Consider the following 18177-nt stretch of genomic DNA (forward strand, 5'->3'; position numbering starts at 1 on the left):
GGGTTGCAGGCGCTTCGCGCCGGGGGCATAAGGTAGTAAAGCTGCCATTGGCAGCGGACCCACCTTATGCCCCCGCTTCAACGAGTGCAGCAAAGTTGAAGCCACCACCCGGTGAACAAGCAAAGCGTAGTTCACCCACCACCTTCAGCCCCATCTACCTGCATGGCTTTCTCACCGGATCATCCGATCAATTCTCCACGATCTTCCTCACCAGTTTCCTTGTAATGGTACCGAAGAAATCCTGGTCTTTGAAACGAATGAACCGGAGGGGTTTGTGAATGGCCCGGATAAAAAGATGGTCCCTGTTGCTGAAAGCGCAGCTGCAGGCTCCATCTAAAGAAATCATAAGGGACTTTTCCCGTTCCGGCGCCGTGATTTCTACCAGGTCCTGATCCTTCAGCACCATGGAAAACCGCTGCAGCGTATGGGCGCACACGGGAACCACGATGATTTCCTTTGCCGAAGGCCCCAGCACCGGTCCTCCGCAGGACAGGGAGTAGCCCGTGGAGCCAGTGGGCGTAGAAATGATGAGACCATCGGCGGCGTATTCCTGGATGAAATGATGGTTGATGGACAGCCGGATTCTCGCCAGCTGGCCGATGGCACTGTGCCCCACCACCACGTCATTCAGCACATCCGGCAGGGTCTCTTCTTTCCCATCTTCCCTCACAAGGGTGGCAGACAGGAAAAGCCGGGATTCCACTTCAAAATCCCCCCGGAAGATCAGGGACAGCCGATCGTCCAGTTCTCCGCAGGTAATGGAATTCAGGAATCCCAGTTCCCCCAGGTGTACGCCGGCCATGAGGACCGGATAATTGCGGAATGTCCTGGCAGCTCCCAGAAATGACCCGTCTCCGCCCACGGAGAATACGATATTCCTGTTTCCCAGCTCTTCTATGGTCTCAAACTTCCCATTTCCAAAGCCCAGGCGGCTGAGCCCTTCCTTCATGGACAGGGGAAAGGCATAGTCCATGCCCCTGTCTTCCAGGGCGCCGCAGAGTTTCTGCAGGCATTCCTTCAAATTTTCTTTTCCAAGATTCGGATAAATCCCAAAATTCATGCTAATTCCCTTTCTGTGGAATATGATACGCGGCTCTTCATACAGATGTAAGGACCTCGAGGTGGTGGGTGAACCAGCCGCTTTCAGCGGCTAACCTGCCTCACGCCCCCGCTGCGCCAAGGCGCCAGCCCTGGCATGCAGCCACAACCCGGTCAAGCAAGCTGAGCGCAGCTTGACCCACAACCTTTATGCCCCCTTCATACGCATGGGTGATCAGCTAGGGAAGCACTGATTAAATCATTGTTCGATTATACTCTTGTATTTTCATGCAATACAAGGAATAATCCGACCCGATTAGCGAGCTATTTAAAGCAGCAGTCCTGCATAGGGCTGCTGAGCCAAGGTAAGTTGGCGCTTTCTCTGCACATTAAAGCGCCTTCCTTTTATCCTTGGCCGGATTATGACGCAGTATTGCATGAAAATACATGTATAATCGGACTCTACGAATTAATCAGCGCTTCCCTGGCAGCCTATTCAGCCGGCCGAAGGCCGCTGCCCTTTAATCCGGTATGTGCTTCTTCCACCACCCGGCGGATGTCCTCTTCCGTAAGGACTTTTTCCGGCTCATCATACCGCATCCAGCCCAGGAATTCAATATTTCCCGAGCCCCCTTTAATCGGCGAGTACGTCAGGCCCCAGCAGTGGAGTCCTTCCTTTTCAAAGGCCTCCAGGGTATCGACAATGACTTCTTCGTGGACCTTGGGGTCCATTACAATGCCCCCCTTGCCCACTTTTTCCCGTCCCGCTTCGAACTGGGGCTTAATGAGGATCACCAGGTCCCCCTCCTTCTTCAGGATGGAATGGACGGCGGGAATGATTTTCGTTACGGAAATGAAGGACACATCGGTGGAAATGAAATCCACCTGCTCCCCCAGCATGTCCTCCGTCACCACCTTGATATTGGTCTTTTCCATATTCACCACCTGGGGATTGGAACGGAGTTTCCAGTCCAGCTGGTTCGTACCCACATCGATGGCAAAGACCTTCGCCGCTCCGTGCTGGAGGGCACAGTCCGTGAAACCGCCGGTGGATGCGCCGATGTCTGCCATCACCTTTCCTTTAAGGTCGATGGGGAAAGTGGAAATAGCCTTTTCCAGCTTGTAGCCGCCCCGGCCCACATAGGGCATCACATGGCCCTTGATCCGGAGTCTGGCATCCACGGGCACCTTCGTCCCCGCTTTATCCACAGGTACATCATTCACCAGAATGATGCCTTCCATAATATGGCGCTTCGCATTCTCCCGGCTCTCAAAAAATCCCTGCTCCACCAGGAGCACGTCCAGCCGTTCTTTCTTTACTTTTACTTTCTGGTTTACCATAGGTTACCTCCTGATGAAACTATGAATAACTGTACGTCCCATGCGAATGAATGGGACTAAAGGTTGCAGGTGAACATCGCTTTGCTCGTTCACCGGGTGGTGGGCGCTTCGCGCCAGGGGCATAAGGTACATAAGCCGCCTGCGGCGGCTGGTACCCCTTACGCTCCCGCTTCAAAAAGCGCAGCGATGTTGAAGCCACAACCCGGTTGGCAAGCGTCAGCGACGCCAACCTACAACCTTTATGAACCATTCTTCCATTTGAGGCAAATGCTCTACACCACCAATCACTTTTTCCTGTTCACCATAAGGTCCACCAGTTCCGCAAGAACATCGGCAGGCCGGGAAAGGCGTCCCAGGGCCTCCTTCGCCTTTGCCGCTTCTTCTTCGGCGTAGTGCTGGGCTTTATCAGCGCCCAGGATGGTGACAAAGGTAGACTTGTGATCCTTTTCATCCTGTCCCGGCATTTTGCCCATTTCTTCCAGGTTTCCCTTTTCATCGAGGAGGTCATCGGTAATCTGGAAAAGGAGTCCCAGGTGGGAGGCAAAATCGGCCAGGGCTTTCCGGTCTTCTTCGCCGGCTCCTGCCAGGACCGCCGCCATTTCCACAGGCGCTGCCAGAAGGCATCCGGTCTTGGAGGCATCGAGGATTTTCAGTTCCGCAAGGGACAGGTCCCGGTTTTCCGATTCCATGTCATGGGCCTGGCCGCCCACCATGCCGGCGGGACCGGCGGCCCTGGCAGCGATGGAAATGAGACGGGGCTTTATTTCCTCCGGAATATGGGGATCTTCAGCAAGGAGCTGGAAGGCAAAGGTCAGAAGGCCGTCTCCCGCCTGGGTGGCCATGCCGGCACCGAAGACCTTATGGTTTGTGAGACGGCCCCTGCGGTAATCATCGTTATCCATGGCCGGCAGGTCGTCGTGGATGAGGGAGTAGGTATGGATACACTCCAGGGCGCAGGCCGCGTCCACATAGGGAGCGCTGTCTTTTCCCAGGACCTCCAGCACCGTCAGCAGGAGGAAGGGACGGATCCGTTTTCCCCCGGCCATAAGGCTGTAATTCATGGCGTCGTAAAGGGTTTTATGTTCTTTCCTGTCCGGCACCAGCAGTTCTCCGAGGCGGTGATTGATGATTTCCTGTTTTTCCTTCAGCATTTCCCGAATCATGGGAACATCTCCTTTAGCATAATTTACATCCTGTGTTCGGCCATACCTGTGAATGGGCTAAGGGTTGTGGGTTGGCATTGCTGCGCTCGCCAACCGGGTTGTGGCTGCATGCCGGGGCATAAGGTGGATCAGCCGCCACCGGCGGCATTATATAAGGTTTTCCTTCCTTTTAAGCGTCAGCGCCCAACCCGATTGACGAGCGGAGCGATGTCAATCCGCAACCCGCTTTCACGAGCGCAGCGACGTGAAAGCCACAACCCTTATGAATCCTCCACAGGTTTGGGTAAACTGCTTACCGGCTGCCCTTATGCCTCATGAAAGCGCCGAAGGCATTTCCGGTGGCGTTGTCGCTGCTCACTTCCGGCGATGCAAAGTAGGGCACCAGGTGGAGGGATCGGAGGATGCCATCCAGTCTCTTCCGGAGGTATCGGTTCGCCAGCACCCCGCCCACCGCAATGAAGGGCATGCCTTCTTTAAAGGGAATGGTCCGGAGTTCCTTATCCAGGGCTTTCCCGATATGTTCCAGTACCCCTTCCGCTATATCTTCTTTCCGGTACGTTCCGGTCCGGATATCCCGCTGTACCTTCGTCTCGGGGCCGGAGAAGCTGAAGGCCCCTTTGACGGAGGACCGGGGTATGTGATACGTCCCATGGCCGGAGAGTGCCAGTTTCTCCAGTTCCCTGCCGCAGGGGAAGGGAAGGCCCAGGGATACCCCTACCCGGTCGATGAACTGGCCGGCGGTAATGTCCTTCGAATCCATGAGGGTCCGGATATCCATGACCTCCCCCTTCCAGGAAGCCGAAAGGACATCCATGGTGCCGCCGGACATGTGAATCATGTAGAACGGTTTCCCCCACAGGGCCGGAGCCTTCGCCATGGCTGCCATGGCATGGTTTTCCTGGTGGCTGAATTCATAGACCGGCACATGGAGGGCATAGGAGAGGTTATAAGCAGCTCCTTTGCCAACAAGAAAAGCGGGCATATACGAATCTGCCCGCCTCCGTGGAAAAGAAGATACTCCGATTCCATCTATATCCTGCAGAAGAGGAGATAATTTCTGCAGAATGGGGGGAAGATTTTTCGTATGCTGGAATACCATATTGGACTGGGACAGCCCGCGGCTTCCCTGTTTCACAGACAATACGATCCGTTCTTCTCCCAGAATCTTTCCGGAAGAATCATAGACTGCTGCACTGGTGGTGTAGCAGCTGGTATCTATTCCAAGAAATCTCGCCATTATTTCCCTTTCATCGCTTCATCGAGAACGCCGTTGATGAAGCGCCAGGAAGAGTCCCCGCCGTAAACCTTGGCCATTTCAATGGCTTCATTCAGGATGACCTTGCGCTGGGACGCCTGGTCGCCCAGATAGTTGAACTCCGCCAGTGCCAGAAGGAGGATATTCTTATCCACCACGTTCAGCTGGGACAGGGACCAGTGCTTGAGATGGCCCTGGAGCAGCGTATCCAGCGGTTCTTTATGTTCCGTGACGGCCCGGATCAGGGCATTCGCAAAGTCCTTGTCCTTTTCGGACAGGGACTTTCCTTCCCCATCAATGGCTTCTGTCTCCGGATTCAGTTCTCTGGAATACAAAACCTTCAGCGCATATTCTCTTGCACTTCTCCTGCTCATAATGACCTCTTTCAATTGACTAAATCTGTTATTGTGATATCGATGCCGGAAATCTTTTCGTCAGTCACGGAAAGGAGGAGATTCCGGACCACCATCTGCACATACCGGGCTGTTTCAATCACCCGGCAGTTCTTATGGAGGGCCAGAAAAATATCCACCTTGATCCCCTCTTCCCGGCTGCGCCGGAGAAGGAGCCCCTTGTGCCCCTTGTAGCCGAAAGCCTGTCCAATGCCGGAGAGAAGGTCCTGGAATCCTTCGGAAGTGAAATGGGATACCTCCGGTATGGCAAGAACCGCTTTTTCAATTTTGTCGTAGATTTCCTCCTCCGGAATGACTACGACTGTCTCATCCTGGCTCATTGTGATTTTCCTCCGGTGTCAAAAATAATTCCGGAAATATTCACATTCACCGCTGCCGTCCTGATGCCCAGGGAGTCTTTAATCTCTTCCTTCACCGCTTCCTGGAGCTGCAGGGCAATGGCAGGAATGCGGCCGCCGTGGCGGACACAGACATAGAGGTCAATCACAGCGGCTCCGTCCTTGAAGCCCACATGGACCCCTTCCCGTTCCCTGTCCGTGAGGACCGAGGAAAGACTGTGGAGAAAGGTCTCCCCCATTCCTGCAATGCCGGGTACCCGGAGGGCCGCCGCCTGCGCTGTTATGGCGATGACGCGGTCACTTATCCGGATAAGGCCCAGTTCATTTTCTACGGCTGCAGTTTCCATAAAGAATCAGACTCACTTTACACGTTCAATGTAAGCGCCAGTACGGGTATCGATACGAAGCATTTCGCCTTCATTGATGAACAGCGGAACCTGTACGATGTAGCCGGTTTCCATTTTAGCCGGTTTGGAACCGCCGGTAGCTGTATCGCCGCGGATACCAGGTTCCGTTTCAACGACCTTCAGTTCAACGGAGTTCGGAATATCGACGCCGATGATATTGCCGTTGAAGAACATAACGTTGCATTCCATTTCTTCCTTCAGAAAGTTGATCTTGTCACCGAGCTGTTCCTTGGTGAGCATGATCTGTTCATAGGTTTCGGTATCCATGAAGCAGTAGGAGCCGTCTGCTTCGTAGAGGTACTGCATCGGTTTTCTTTCTACCGTTGCGGGCTGCAGTTTAATGCCTGCGTTGAATTTGCGTTCAACAACAGAACCGGTCTGCAGGTTTTTCAGCTTGGCACGAACGAAAGCAGCGCCTTTGCCCGGCTTTACATGCAGAAATTCCACACACTGCCAAACCTGTCCGTCCAGTTCGACGGTAATTCCGGGACGTAAATCATTACTAGAAATCATTTCAATTTTCCTCCTGCTACACTCTTAAAAATTTTTTGGGAAATAGAGTCAGAATGGAAATACCATCCTGCTTTATAACAACCGTATCTTCGATACGGACTCCACCGGTTCCGGGGACGTAAACGCCAGGTTCCACGGTCTCCGTCATATGGGGTTCCAGAAGGGACGTATCCCTCTGTGCCAGTACCGGGGCTTCGTGGATTTCCAGACCCACACTGTGGCCCAGGGCATGGGTGAAATATTCTTCCAGTCCATACCGGGCAAAATATTTCCGGGCCGCCGTATCCGCCTCATTGGCGTGCATGCCGGCCTTCAGGATGCTTTCCACATATTCATTGCATCCAAGCACTTTATCGTAAAGGAAACGCTGCCGGTCGGAAATATCTCCCACCGCCACGGTCCTTGTAATATCGGAATGGTAGCCTTTATAAATGGCGCCAAAGTCGAAGGTAATCATTTCTCCTTCACGGATGACCTTGTCCGTAGCCGTGCCATGGGGATAGGCTCCCCGTTCACCGGAAGCCACAATGGTATCAAAGGATTTCCCTTCAGATCCGGCCTTCAGCATCTCACATTCCAGCACCGCCTGCAGATACCGTTCGGTTACGCCGGCTTTGATATAGGGAATGGTATTTTTAAAGCCTTCATCGGAAATCCGGCAGGCCTCTTTCAGGAGTTTCAGTTCCTCCTCCGATTTGATGCGGCGCAGGTCATCCACCGGGCAGAACTCAAAGTCCACCTCCGGCATGGCCTCATCAAAGGTGAGGTACATACGGTAGGAAAGGACGGATTCGATTCCCAGCTTCGTGACGCCATGCTTTTCAGCAAGGGAGGCCACCGTATCGGCCAGCTTCCCTTTGTAGTCCACCACCGTGAACCCTTTGGCTTCTTCCTTTGCCTGTTCTACGTAGCGGCTGTCGGTAAGGAAATAAAAGCTGTCCTTCGTCATGAAAAGATAACTGTCAGAACCGGTGAATCCACTGATATACCGTAAATTTTCATCCTTCTGCACAAAAAGGCCATTTACATGGCTCTTTTCAAGGAAATCAGAAATCAGTTGTGTAGAAATCATAGAATCACTCTTTTCCATTACCCTCTAATAATACAGTATCCGGCCCGTTTTGTCTAGAAAAGATGTGATGGGAGATATGAGTGAATGCCGCTGCATAGCGATGAATGGGGCTGAGTGTGGTGGTTCGGTCGTCCCTAGCCCGACCGGGTTGCAGCTGCATGCCGGGGCTGATGCCTTGGCGCAGCGGGAGCATAAAGGTAAATAGCCGCCGAAAGCGGCGGATCCACCTTATTCCCCCGGCGCGAAGCGCCCACAACCCGGTGAACAGGCGAAGCACTGTTCACCCACAACCCTTAGCCCCAGATATCCCCATGGGGTAACGCTTAAGGAAGCACTGATTAAATCGTTGTCAGATTTCATTCTTGGATTTTTATGCAATGCGAGGAATAGCTCGACGCGAATAGCGAGCTATTCAAGGAGAGCTATGACGAAGCAGTGCATAAAAATTCTTATGAAATCTGATTCTGCGAATTAATCAGCGCTTCCTTAAATCATTCGCATGCAAAAAGGAGCTGTGAGTTCACAGCTCCTTTGAGGTTTCATAGCCCCACCATGTCGTTAATTGCCGTATTTTGAGTCTGCATATTTGCAGGTGGGTGTCATCGTGAAGGGCTTGTTGTCAGTCCCCTTGCGGGGCATTGACTCATCGATTCAGCTCAGGACTCCCGTTATAAAGGTGTTGGTTCAAAATAAGAAGGCTTGGCGTGCACAGCAGGGTTCCTTCACAGATAGTGTAGCAAAATCAGAATGATTTTACAAGTCTGTTACAGGTTAAATTAGAAATTTACAACTCAGGCCTTTTCGAAGAGGTCCTTTTCTTTCTTGATATCCACTTTGATGTGGAGTTCTTTCAGCTGCTTGTCAGCAACTGTGGACGGTGCCTGGGTCAGAGGATCAATGGCGCTCTGGGTCTTCGGGAAGGCGATGACATCACGGATGGAATCCAGGTGCAGCATCAGCATGACGAGACGGTCCAGGCCGAGGGCAATGCCTGCATGGGGCGGAGCACCGTACTTGAAAGCATCCAGGAGGAAGCCGAACTTCTGCTGAGCTTCTTCATCGGAAATACCGATGGCTTCGAAGACCTTCTTCTGCAGGTCTTCCTGGTAAATACGGAGGGAACCGCCGCCGGCTTCGACGCCGTTCAGGACCATATCATAGGCCTTGGCATAGACCTTGGAGGGGTCGGTGAGGAGGTACTGCACATCTTCATCCCGAGGTGCGGTGAATGGATGATGTTCAGCTACATAGCGGTGTTCTTCTTCGCTGTATTCGAACATGGGGAAATCGGTGACCCAGCGGAAGCAGAATTCGTTGGGATCGATGAGATTCATGCGGCGTCCCATTTCCAGACGCAGTTCGCCAAGGGCCTGGGCAACCACCTTCGGCTTGTCGGCGATGATGAGGACCAGGTCGCCCTTTTCCGCTTCGCAGGCTTTGCCGATTTCGCGAATCTTGTCTTCTCCGAGGAACTTGGTAATCTGGCATTTCAGGCTTCCGTCTTCGTTGAAGCCGATCCATGCAAGACCTTTGGCGCCATAGTGGCCTACATAGTCCACAAGGCCATCCAGTTCACGGCGGGGAATACCGGCATCCCCTTTGACATTGATGGCTTTAACGACGCCGCCATTGTCAAGGACGGAACGGAATACCTTGAATCCCGTATCCCGGAGCAGGTCGGAAATGTTGTAGAAATGCATATCAAAACGGAGATCCGGTTTATCGGAACCGTAGAGATTCATGGCATCGTCCCATTTGATTCTCTTGAAGGGGATTTCAATGTCCCGGTTCAGGACTTTCTTGAAGACCCGCTGCATCATGTGTTCCATGAGGTCCAGGATGAAGTCCTGGTCTTCAAAGGACAGTTCCATATCCAGCTGGGTGAATTCAGGCTGGCGGTCAGCACGAAGGTCTTCATCACGGAAGCAGCGGGCTACCTGGAAGTACCGTTCCAGACCGGATACCATGAGCAGCTGTTTAAAGAGCTGCGGGGACTGGGGCAGTGCATAGAATTTTCCCGGGTTTACACGGCTCGGTACCAGGTAATCTCTGGCGCCTTCCGGTGTGCTCTTTGTGAGCATAGGAGTTTCAATTTCCAGGAAATCATGTTCATCCAGGAACGTTCTCATTTCATGGACAATCTTATGGCGCATGATGAGATGGTTCTGCATTTCCGGACGGCGGAGGTCGATGTAACGGTATTTGAGACGTACGTTTTCATCGACGTCAATGCCATCTTCCACGTAGAATGGCGGGGTCTTCGCCTTGTTCAGGATGCGGAGTTCGGAAACTACCACTTCCACCTTGCCGGTCTTCATCTTCGGGTTCACCGTGTCTTCGCTTCTTTCACGGACTTTGCCCTTCACTGCCAGCACGTATTCGCTGCGAACGGCTTCAGCTTTGTGGAAAGCTTCTTCCCCGTACTGTGGGCTCATGACGAGCTGTACAATACCGCTTCTGTCACGGAGATCAATGAAAATCAGACCGCCGTGGTCACGGCGGGTATTTACCCAGCCGGCCAGTGTCAATTCTTTGCCAACATCATTTTCGCTTACTTTACCGCATCCGCAGGATCGTTTCATCCCTGCCATTGTTTCCATATAAGAGCACCTCTTTAAAAATTTATTTAAACCTCCCGGTCCCCTCTTCTCAGAAGGAAGGGTGCCTGAAAGGTTTGAAATCAATACAGATTATACCATAACTCCCTGTTATTTGGAGTCCTGTTCTTCTTTGGCAATGTAAGATGCCACTTCTCCGAAGGGAATGTCCTTCTGGGAGCTGTCAGCCATGTTCTTTACAGCGGCCGCGCCCTTTTCCAGTTCGTTGCTGCCGATGATGACTGTAAACTGGGATCCCAGCTTGCCGGACTGTTTCATCTGGCCCTTCAGGCTTCTTCCCTGGAGGTCCATGTCAGCAAGGACACCAAGACGGCGGAGTTCTTCCTGGATCTTGAATCCCTCTGCCACCGCTTCTTCCCCGAGGGCTGCAATGTACACATGTTTCTTTGCCTTCGGTTCCGGGATAAGATGCTGCATTTCCAGAGCCAGCAGCAGCCGTTCCAGTCCGATAGCAAAGCCGATGCCCGGTGTGGAAGGACCGCCGATTTCTTCGACCAGTCCGTCGTACCGGCCGCCGCCGCATACAGCGCTCTGGGCGCCGAGGGGCGGATACTGGATTTCAAAGGCCGTATTGGTATAGTAATCCAGGCCCCGAACGAGGCGGGGATCTACGGTATAGGAAATACCGAGGGCATCGAGATATTTCTTCACCGCATCAAATTTAGCCCGGCAGTCGTCGCAGAGATAGTCTGTGATTTCCGGTGCTCCTACGGAAGCCCGCTTGCATCCTTCTTCCTTGCAGTCCAGGATGCGGAGGGGATTCTTATAGAGCCGTTCCTTGCAGTCATCACAGAGCTGGTCCTTCTTTGCTTCGAAGAATTCAATGAGTTTCTTCCTGTACGCCGGACGGCAGTTCTTATCACCGATGGAATTCAGATGAAGGTCCAGGTCCTTCAGGCCCAGGCGGTGGAAGATTTCGCAGGCCATGGCAATGACTTCTGCATCTGCCAGCGGAGAAGAAGCGCCAAGCACTTCCAGACCGAACTGGTGGAATTCCCTGTACCGTCCGGCCTGGGGACGGTCGTAGCGGAACATGGACCCGATGTAGAACATCTTATGCACCTGCTGGTCCCCGTACATCTTGTGTTCCAGATATGCACGGACGGCGGATGCCGTATTTTCAGGACGCAGGGTGACCGAACGGCCGCCCCGGTCCGTGAATGTATACATTTCTTTCGTTACCACGTCTGTGGTGTCGCCGATGCCCCGCTGGAACAGTTCGGTGGCTTCAATAATAGGAGTCCTGATTTCCTTATACCCGTAACGGGCACAAACATCGCGGATAACTCCTTCCATATAATCCCACTTGTACATTTCTTCAGGCAGAATATCATGGGTTCCTTTTAATGCCTGCATAACCACACCTCTTTGGTTCAGCCCTGCCAACCACGCAGGAAACTGAAAAAATGATCTTTTGGAAAAAGAAATAGCTATTCCTTTTCGGTTACATTAACAAACTAAATTGTACCATCTTACAGGGTACATTGGCAAATAATTGTTGGAATATTGCGGCAGAGCTGCCGAGTTGATCCCCATTCGTATGAATAGTTCATAAGGGGGACGGGGACATAAATTGGGCAGCCGCCTTTGGCGGCAGATGCACCTTAGCCCCCGGTGCGAAGCATCTGCCAGCCCACCACCCTTAGCCCCATACACCCATTTGGAACATTCCTTCATTTAATTAAAGCTCATGGTTCTTCTTTGCACAGTCCTTGCAGTAGCCGTAGAACTTGAGCTGGTAATCCACAATGTCGAAGCCGCTTTCCTTTTTGATTTTGTCCCGGATGTCATTCAGGAAATCATAGGAAAATTCAGTGACCTTGCCACAGCCCAGGCAGATGAGGTGGTGATGGGAATGGTTGATATTCCGGTCATTCAATTCGTACCGGCTCCTGCCGTCGCCGAAATCGAGCTTTTTCAGGAGTTCCAGCTGCGTGAAAAGTTCCAGAGACCGGTAAACCGTGGCCAGTCCGATATCCGGATTGTCCACCCTTACGATTTCATACACGTCTTCGGCGCTCATGTGGTTTTCCCGGCTGTCCAGGAAGGCCTGCAGGATAATCTGCCGCTGGTTTGTGAATTTATACTTATGTTCCCTGATTTTCTTCTTCAGGGTATTCATGATTGCTGTTTTCTTCATGCTTCTCGAAAACCTCCCGTTACCTGACGTTCTTATACCTGTCGTAAAACCACATGTGCTTCAGAAGAATCTGCAGTACTGCCACCAGGGGCACTGCGATGATGGTCCCCACCACGCCGAAAAGCTTACCGCCAATCAGTACACCGGCAATAATGGATACCGGATGGACATTGATAATACTGCCCATGAGCTTCGGCATAACGAAATGGCCATCCACCTGCTGGACAATCACGTAAAAAATAATGACCTGGAACATGACCGTGGTCCCCTGGAGCAGGCCCAGGAGCACCGGCGGAATGGCTCCGATAATAGGCCCGATGAGCGGAATGGTTTCCACAATGGCCGCCAGGAGCCCGATGACCAGGGGATAGGGTATATGAAGGGCCATCATGCCGATGAATACCACAGTCCCCATGAGTGTCGAAAGAAGAAGCTGGCCCCGGATATAGGCATTGAGAACGAAATGGATTTCCTTGAAAAGTTCTTCCAGATGGCGGTGATAGCGGTCCGGGAAAATGTGGATGAAGGCATTTACAAAGTAGCCCCCCTTCTTCATCATGTAGAACGTGATGAAGGGAACCACAATGAGCTGCACCACAGTGGAGGCGAAGGAGAAAATGGCGGACAGACTGAACTGCGCGATTTTCAGCGTATATTCGCCGATGTCCTGGAGAATCCTGGCCAGCAGGGACTTCGCTTCCGGAGGCATAAGGCTCAGGTGGTACTGCTCTTCCAGCTGCGGAATCGCCTGCTGCACCGCTGCCAGCATTCCCGGCACGCTTTTGACGAATGCCTGGAATTCTGTAACGAACGGAACAAAAATATGGACGGCGATAAAGTAAATCACCGCAATGAAAATGGCAAAGGATGCCAGGATGGCAAAATCATAGGGGAAATGGGGTATCTTCCATTTCTGCGCATAGTAGTAAACCCTGTGGGCCACCGGATTCAGGAGGGTGGTAATGACAAGGGATACGATGAAGGGAAACAGTACCGACGGTGCCAGAAAGAGCAGAAGGACAAAGCCCGCGGTAATGGCCACCCGCATCCAGAATTCAACGCCCCATTTCATAAGGCTCCTCCATTCAGGAACGGGTTGCTCCGTTTTTCTTCACCAATGGTGGTCTGGTTTCCATGGCCCGAAAGGACCACCGTGGAGTCCGGAAGAATAAAGAGGTTCTTTTGGATATTCCCCACCAGTTCCTTCAGGCTGCCGCCGGGAAAGTCCGTACGGCCGATGGACCCCTGGAACAGGGAATCCCCCGTAAACACAAGGCCATCCTTTTCATCATAAAAGGAAATACCTCCCGGTGTATGGCCGGCGGTGTCGATGACCTTGAATGTAAAGCCGCAGGTACTGATACTATCGCCATCCTTGACCCAGTGGTCCGCATCGTCCACCAGCACCGGCGTGGGAAACATGTATGACAGGTTTTTTTCAGGGTCCCGGAGAAATTCCCGGTCCCTCCTGTCCATGTACATTTCCGCTTCCGGAAAGGCTTTCCGCAGTTCATTCATGCCAGCCATATGGTCCACGTGTCCATGGGTCAGAAGAATAGATTTCAGGTGGATTTTCTTCTCTTGAATGGCATGGATATACTGCTCCGGTGAAAAGGACGGGTCCACCACCAGTCCTTCCAGGGTTTGTTCATTATAGACGATGTAGGTATTCGTCATGAATGGTCCAAGGACCATGTACATAATTTTCATTGTATATCACCTGATTGATTATTGTTTCGCCGTATGCTCCACTCGGCTGAATGGAAGCTGAAGGTTTTAGGATAACGCCGCCGCGTTTTCCATCACAACCTTTATAACCCCCGTACGACTGCTTTTTTGCTCAACAGACCGGCGTAATTCTTTAGAATTCTTTGCTGCTGTCCAGGAGAATCGTCACAGGTCCGTCGTTTTCAAGGGCCACCTTCATGTAGGTGCGGAAAGCACCGGTACCTACATTGACTCCCCCGTCCCGGACCAGGGACACCACCTTCTCATACAGGGCATCCGCTTTGTCCGGAAGTTCCGCTTCCGTAAAGCTGGGACGCCTGCCGTGGCGGGCATCACCGTAGAGGGTGAACTGGGACACGATGGATACTTCCCCGCCAATATCGAGGATGGAAAGATTTAATTTTCCCGCTTCATCTTCAAAAATCCGAAGGTGCAGGATTTTATCGGCGATATAGGCTGCATCTTTTTCATCGTCCCCCTTTTTCACGCCCAGAAGGACGGAAAGGCCTTTCCCAATGGAAGAGACTTCCTTTCCCTCTGAATCTACCTTACACCAGTTGCAACGCTGAATGACTGCTCTCATGTTATTCTCCCTGCATGGAATGCATGCGGCGGACGGAGTGGACCCCTTTGATCCGCCGGATTTTTGTCATAATATAATCCAACTGCTGGAGATCCTTGATCTGGATTCCCAGATGCATGACCGCCATGCCGTTGTTTTCTACTTTTACATTGGCCGTGGAAACGGACAGCTTCATTTCTGTCAGGGCCGCCAGGATATCTGCCATAAGGCCGGTCCGGTCGTAGCTGATGACTTCGATGGTCACGAGGAACATACTGTTCGTCTGTTCTTCCCAGGACACGTCAATCATGCGGTCCTTGTCAGGGAAGTTGATGGCATTGGGGCAGTCCGCCCGATGGACGGAAACGCCTCGGCCCCTGGTGACAAATCCCACGATATCGTCGCCGGGTACCGGATTGCAGCATTTGGACAGGTGCACCACCAGCCCCTCTTCCCCTTTCACCAGGATACCGCTCTGGGAATGGGATTTCACATTTCGCATCTTCAGGTTTTCCAGGGCCTTGGCTGTCTTCTGGGGCATGGATTTCTGGGCGTTCTGCTCCCGCTTGTACATTTCCGTAAGCTTCAGCATGACGCTCTTTACGGCAATGCCGCCAAAGCCGATGGACGCCAGCATGTCTTCCGCCGTCATGTTGTTGAACGATTTAGCCACTGCCGCCAGCCGGTCCTTGGCAATGAGTTTCTTCCATTCGTACCCCAGACGGTCTGCTTCCGCCTGCAGGGCCTGCTGGCCCCTTTCGATATTTTCACTGCGGTTTTCTTTCTTGAACCAGCTCCTGATTTTCGCCTTGCTGTCGGCGGCACCCACCATATTGATCCAGTCGTAGCTGGGCTTGCCGGTTTTGGAAGTGATGATGGAAACGATATCCCCGTTTTTCAGCTTCGTATCCAGCGGCACAATCTTATTATTGACCTTTGCCCCGACACAGCGGTTCCCTACTTCCGTATGGATGCGGTAGGCAAAATCAATGGGAATGGATCCCTTCGGCAGGTTGATAACGTCCCCCTTCGGCGTGAATACGAAGACTTCATCTGAGAACACATCGAGCTTCAGGGCGTTCATGAATTCCTTGGGATTCGATGTATCCTGCCATTCCAGAATCCGCCGGAGCCAGCTGATTTTGGCATCGAAGTCCTTGGACCCTGCCTGTTTTCCTTCTTTGTACCGCCAGTGGGCGGCTACGCCGTATTCGGAAATATGGTGCATTTCCCAGGTACGGATCTGGATTTCTACAGGCTGCCCCTTCGTGCCGATGACCGTGGTATGGAGGGACTGGTACATGTTGGGCTTCGGGACGGCAATGTAATCCTTAAACCGGTTCGGCAGCGGTTTCCACAGGGAATGGGCAATGCCCAGCACTGCGTAACACTGGGGAATGGTATCCACAATGACCCGCACCGCATAGAGATCGTAAATCTGGGACAGATCCTTATTGTCCCGTTTCATTTTCTTATAGATGCTGTAGAAATGCTTCGGCCTGCCGGTGATGGTGGCTTTGATCCCCGCTTCCTCAATGTGGTCATGGAGCACCCGCATGGTATCGTTGACGATTTCCTCCCGGGCTTTCCGCTTCTGCTTCATCTGGCGAACCAGGTCGTAGTATTCTTCAGGATGGAGGTAGTGGAAACAGAGATCTTCCAGTTCCCACTTGATGTTGTAAATACCGAGGCGATGGGCCAGGGGCGCATAGATTTCAATGGTTTCCTTCGCAATGCGCTGCTGTTTTTCCCGCCGGAATACGCCAAGGGTACGCATGTTATGGAGACGGTCAGCCAGCTTGATAACCACTACCCGGATATCCTTGGCCATGGCCAGGAACATTTTCCGGAAGTTTTCCAGCTGCTGGTCTTCCTTATCCTTGTAATGGAACTGGGACAGCTTCGTTACTCCGTCCACCAGGAAGGCCACTTCGTCGCCAAACATCATTTTGATATCGTCAAGGGTATATTCCGTATCCTCCACCACATCGTGAAGAAGGGCTGCAATGATACCTTTGGGATCCATTTCAAGCTCTGCCAGGATGTAAGCCACTGCCAGGGGATGGATAATATAGGGTTCCCCCGTGGCCCGGACCTGGGCGGCATGGGCCTTGTCCGCCAGTTCATAGGCCTCCCGAATGGCATCGAGGCTCTTTTCATCTTTAATGTAGGTCTTGATTTTATCGATAAGCTTTTTGTACTCTTCTTCCTTCTCACCGGCCCAGTCTGTCTTTTCTTTCTGCTTCTTTACATACTCTTCCTGGTGAATCAGGAATTCCGCCAGCGTCGATGCAGATGCATCGGTATGAATGGTCTCTTCATTCAGGTTCTTGTTGAATACGCCGGCCAGATTCGTAGTTTTGGGAACAACAGCGGTTTCCTTTTCCGGAGTTTCCTGTATGTTCTTTTTCTCTGTCTTGTCCATGTCACTCATACCTTCCACCTCACTGACACATATGCTTTCTATAAACCGAAGAAGACAGGAGATCCAGCTTCTTTCTTACGATTCGTTTCTGGTAAAAATCTTCCCCATTGCGGCTGAACCGGGACAGGATTTCAAGTTCTTCAAACACCGCCAGCGCCATGCCCAGCTTTACGGGGTCCATATGCCCAACCGTTACGAGCTGGTAATGGACCTCTTTCACCGGCTTTGGCATGTCCTTCAACACAGCCATGAGTTTCCTGTAGACATCGACCAGATAATCCCGGTCCAGGATTTCTATCCTTTCCTGCCGCAGGTCTTTCCCGATGAGCTGTACATGTTCCCCATACCATTCATGCACTTCCGGTTCAAAGACCATATCCACCACGTCGCCGGCCTGGCAGGGACTGTTTTCCCCGCAGCCCCAGAATATGGCGTCCACCAGCCCTGACTTTCCGGAGAGCTGGCATTTGAAATGACGGCCATCGGCTCCCATGTGCCGGGTCGTTTCCACAAAAGCCCCGGAGGTTGAGAAAAGGGGTTTTGGATTATCACAGCCGCAGGGTTCCAGAAGATCCAGGGAATGGATAAAATCCAGGGTAATATCGTCTAAAGGCAGGTTTTCCTCTACCTCCAGCACCGGCAGACAGTCTTCTTCCGTCAGTACGGACCGGGCGTAGTCATTCATCCGTTTCCGGAATTCGGGAATATTTTCCGGAGCGATGGAAAAACCCGCCGCCATCTTGTGGCCAATACCAGCCAGTTGCCTAGGTTTACGCCTTTGACTTTCATAAAATCATCCTCTTTTCTTTCTATGATCGTTTTTAGTGTTTTGCGTCAGAAGCATGATACATGTGCACCTGCATCATCTTGTGTTTTCGCTCTTGCAATTTGTATGATGTAATCATAATCAAATTTATACTTTTTCTATATCACATTTCTATACTTTCTATCACGTTTCTACTATAACTTTTGTTTTTCTTTTCCTTTTATTTCCTTGTTTGCATTTCTTTTTCGTGTATAATGAATATATAGACAAGTTCATAATGTGTAGTTTTCCCCAAACTCTGCCATGATATATTTTCCTGTTGTAGCTTAAAACTTTAAAATCTATTTAGGAGAAATTTCAAAATGAATCTTCCTGTATTGATAAGATATATTTCCCAT

Annotated in this window: 17 protein-coding genes and 1 other RNA gene; all 18 read right to left on the bottom strand. The window is 51.8% G+C overall.

The features are described from left to right. Positions 1-187: 187 nt before the first annotated feature. On the bottom strand, positions 188-1060 hold the full coding sequence (locus QZR21_RS03385; RefSeq protein WP_296096523.1) for an NAD(+)/NADH kinase: 873 nt from the start codon (positions 1058-1060) through the stop codon (positions 188-190). A 470-nt stretch (positions 1061-1530) separates the two neighbouring features. Further along, a complete protein-coding gene (locus QZR21_RS03390) occupies positions 1531-2379 on the bottom strand; it encodes a TlyA family RNA methyltransferase (protein WP_296096521.1) in 849 nt (282 codons plus the stop codon). A 284-nt stretch (positions 2380-2663) separates the two neighbouring features. Next, the gene (locus tag QZR21_RS03395) at positions 2664-3542 is read right to left on the bottom strand and encodes a polyprenyl synthetase family protein (RefSeq protein ID WP_296096520.1); all 879 of its coding nucleotides are present in this window, start codon (positions 3540-3542) and stop codon (positions 2664-2666) included. 292 nt (positions 3543-3834) lie between these two features. After that, a complete protein-coding gene (locus QZR21_RS03400) occupies positions 3835-4779 on the bottom strand; it encodes a glycoprotease (protein WP_296096518.1) in 945 nt (314 codons plus the stop codon). Beyond that, a complete protein-coding gene (gene nusB / locus QZR21_RS03405) occupies positions 4779-5171 on the bottom strand; it encodes a transcription antitermination factor NusB (protein WP_296096516.1) in 393 nt (130 codons plus the stop codon). Before nusB ends, QZR21_RS03400 begins: the two co-directional genes overlap by 1 nt. Before the next feature lie 11 nt (positions 5172-5182). Next, positions 5183-5530: a hypothetical protein gene (locus QZR21_RS03410; RefSeq protein ID WP_296096515.1), complete on the bottom strand. Its 348-nt coding sequence runs from the start codon at positions 5528-5530 to the stop codon at positions 5183-5185. Continuing rightward, a complete protein-coding gene (locus QZR21_RS03415; RefSeq protein ID WP_296096513.1) occupies positions 5527-5895 on the bottom strand; it encodes an Asp23/Gls24 family envelope stress response protein in 369 nt (122 codons plus the stop codon). The genes QZR21_RS03410 and QZR21_RS03415 overlap by 4 nt, the downstream gene beginning before the upstream one ends. Positions 5896-5907: 12 nt before the next feature. Beyond that, positions 5908-6468 carry an elongation factor P gene (efp, locus tag QZR21_RS03420; protein ID WP_296096511.1) on the bottom strand — a complete coding sequence of 187 codons (561 nt, stop codon included), beginning with the start codon at positions 6466-6468 and terminating at the stop codon, positions 5908-5910. 16 nt (positions 6469-6484) lie between these two features. Next, positions 6485-7540: a Xaa-Pro peptidase family protein gene (locus tag QZR21_RS03425; protein WP_296096510.1), complete on the bottom strand. Its 1056-nt coding sequence runs from the start codon at positions 7538-7540 to the stop codon at positions 6485-6487. A gap of 540 nt (positions 7541-8080) precedes the next feature. Then, positions 8081-8261: non-coding RNA, 6S RNA (ssrS, locus tag QZR21_RS03430), on the bottom strand. A 70-nt stretch (positions 8262-8331) separates the two neighbouring features. Next, the gene (gene aspS / locus QZR21_RS03435) at positions 8332-10140 is read right to left on the bottom strand and encodes an aspartate--tRNA ligase (protein ID WP_296096508.1); all 1809 of its coding nucleotides are present in this window, start codon (positions 10138-10140) and stop codon (positions 8332-8334) included. A gap of 108 nt (positions 10141-10248) precedes the next feature. Beyond that, a complete protein-coding gene (gene hisS, locus QZR21_RS03440) occupies positions 10249-11514 on the bottom strand; it encodes a histidine--tRNA ligase (protein ID WP_296096506.1) in 1266 nt (421 codons plus the stop codon). A gap of 325 nt (positions 11515-11839) precedes the next feature. Then, entirely contained in the window at positions 11840-12280 is a 441-nt protein-coding gene (locus QZR21_RS03445) for a Fur family transcriptional regulator (RefSeq protein WP_296096537.1), read from the bottom strand. A gap of 37 nt (positions 12281-12317) precedes the next feature. Beyond that, a complete protein-coding gene (locus QZR21_RS03450) occupies positions 12318-13370 on the bottom strand; it encodes an AI-2E family transporter (protein ID WP_296096505.1) in 1053 nt (350 codons plus the stop codon). Beyond that, positions 13367-14008 carry an MBL fold metallo-hydrolase gene (locus QZR21_RS03455; protein ID WP_296096503.1) on the bottom strand — a complete coding sequence of 214 codons (642 nt, stop codon included), beginning with the start codon at positions 14006-14008 and terminating at the stop codon, positions 13367-13369. The genes QZR21_RS03450 and QZR21_RS03455 overlap by 4 nt, the downstream gene beginning before the upstream one ends. Before the next feature lie 151 nt (positions 14009-14159). Beyond that, positions 14160-14609, bottom strand: coding sequence for a D-aminoacyl-tRNA deacylase (gene dtd / locus QZR21_RS03460; protein WP_296096501.1), 450 nt, complete (start codon positions 14607-14609; stop codon positions 14160-14162). Between the two features lies 1 nt (position 14610). Further along, positions 14611-17022, bottom strand: a complete 2412-nt coding sequence (locus QZR21_RS03465) for a bifunctional (p)ppGpp synthetase/guanosine-3',5'-bis(diphosphate) 3'-pyrophosphohydrolase (protein ID WP_296096500.1) — start codon at positions 17020-17022, stop codon at positions 14611-14613. 10 nt (positions 17023-17032) lie between these two features. Then, positions 17033-17752: a hypothetical protein gene (locus QZR21_RS03470; RefSeq protein WP_296973776.1), complete on the bottom strand. Its 720-nt coding sequence runs from the start codon at positions 17750-17752 to the stop codon at positions 17033-17035. Between the last annotated feature and the right edge of the window lie 425 nt (positions 17753-18177).

The organism is uncultured Dialister sp., assembly GCF_900541605.1.
Classification (GTDB): Bacteria; Bacillota; Negativicutes; order Veillonellales; family Dialisteraceae; genus Dialister.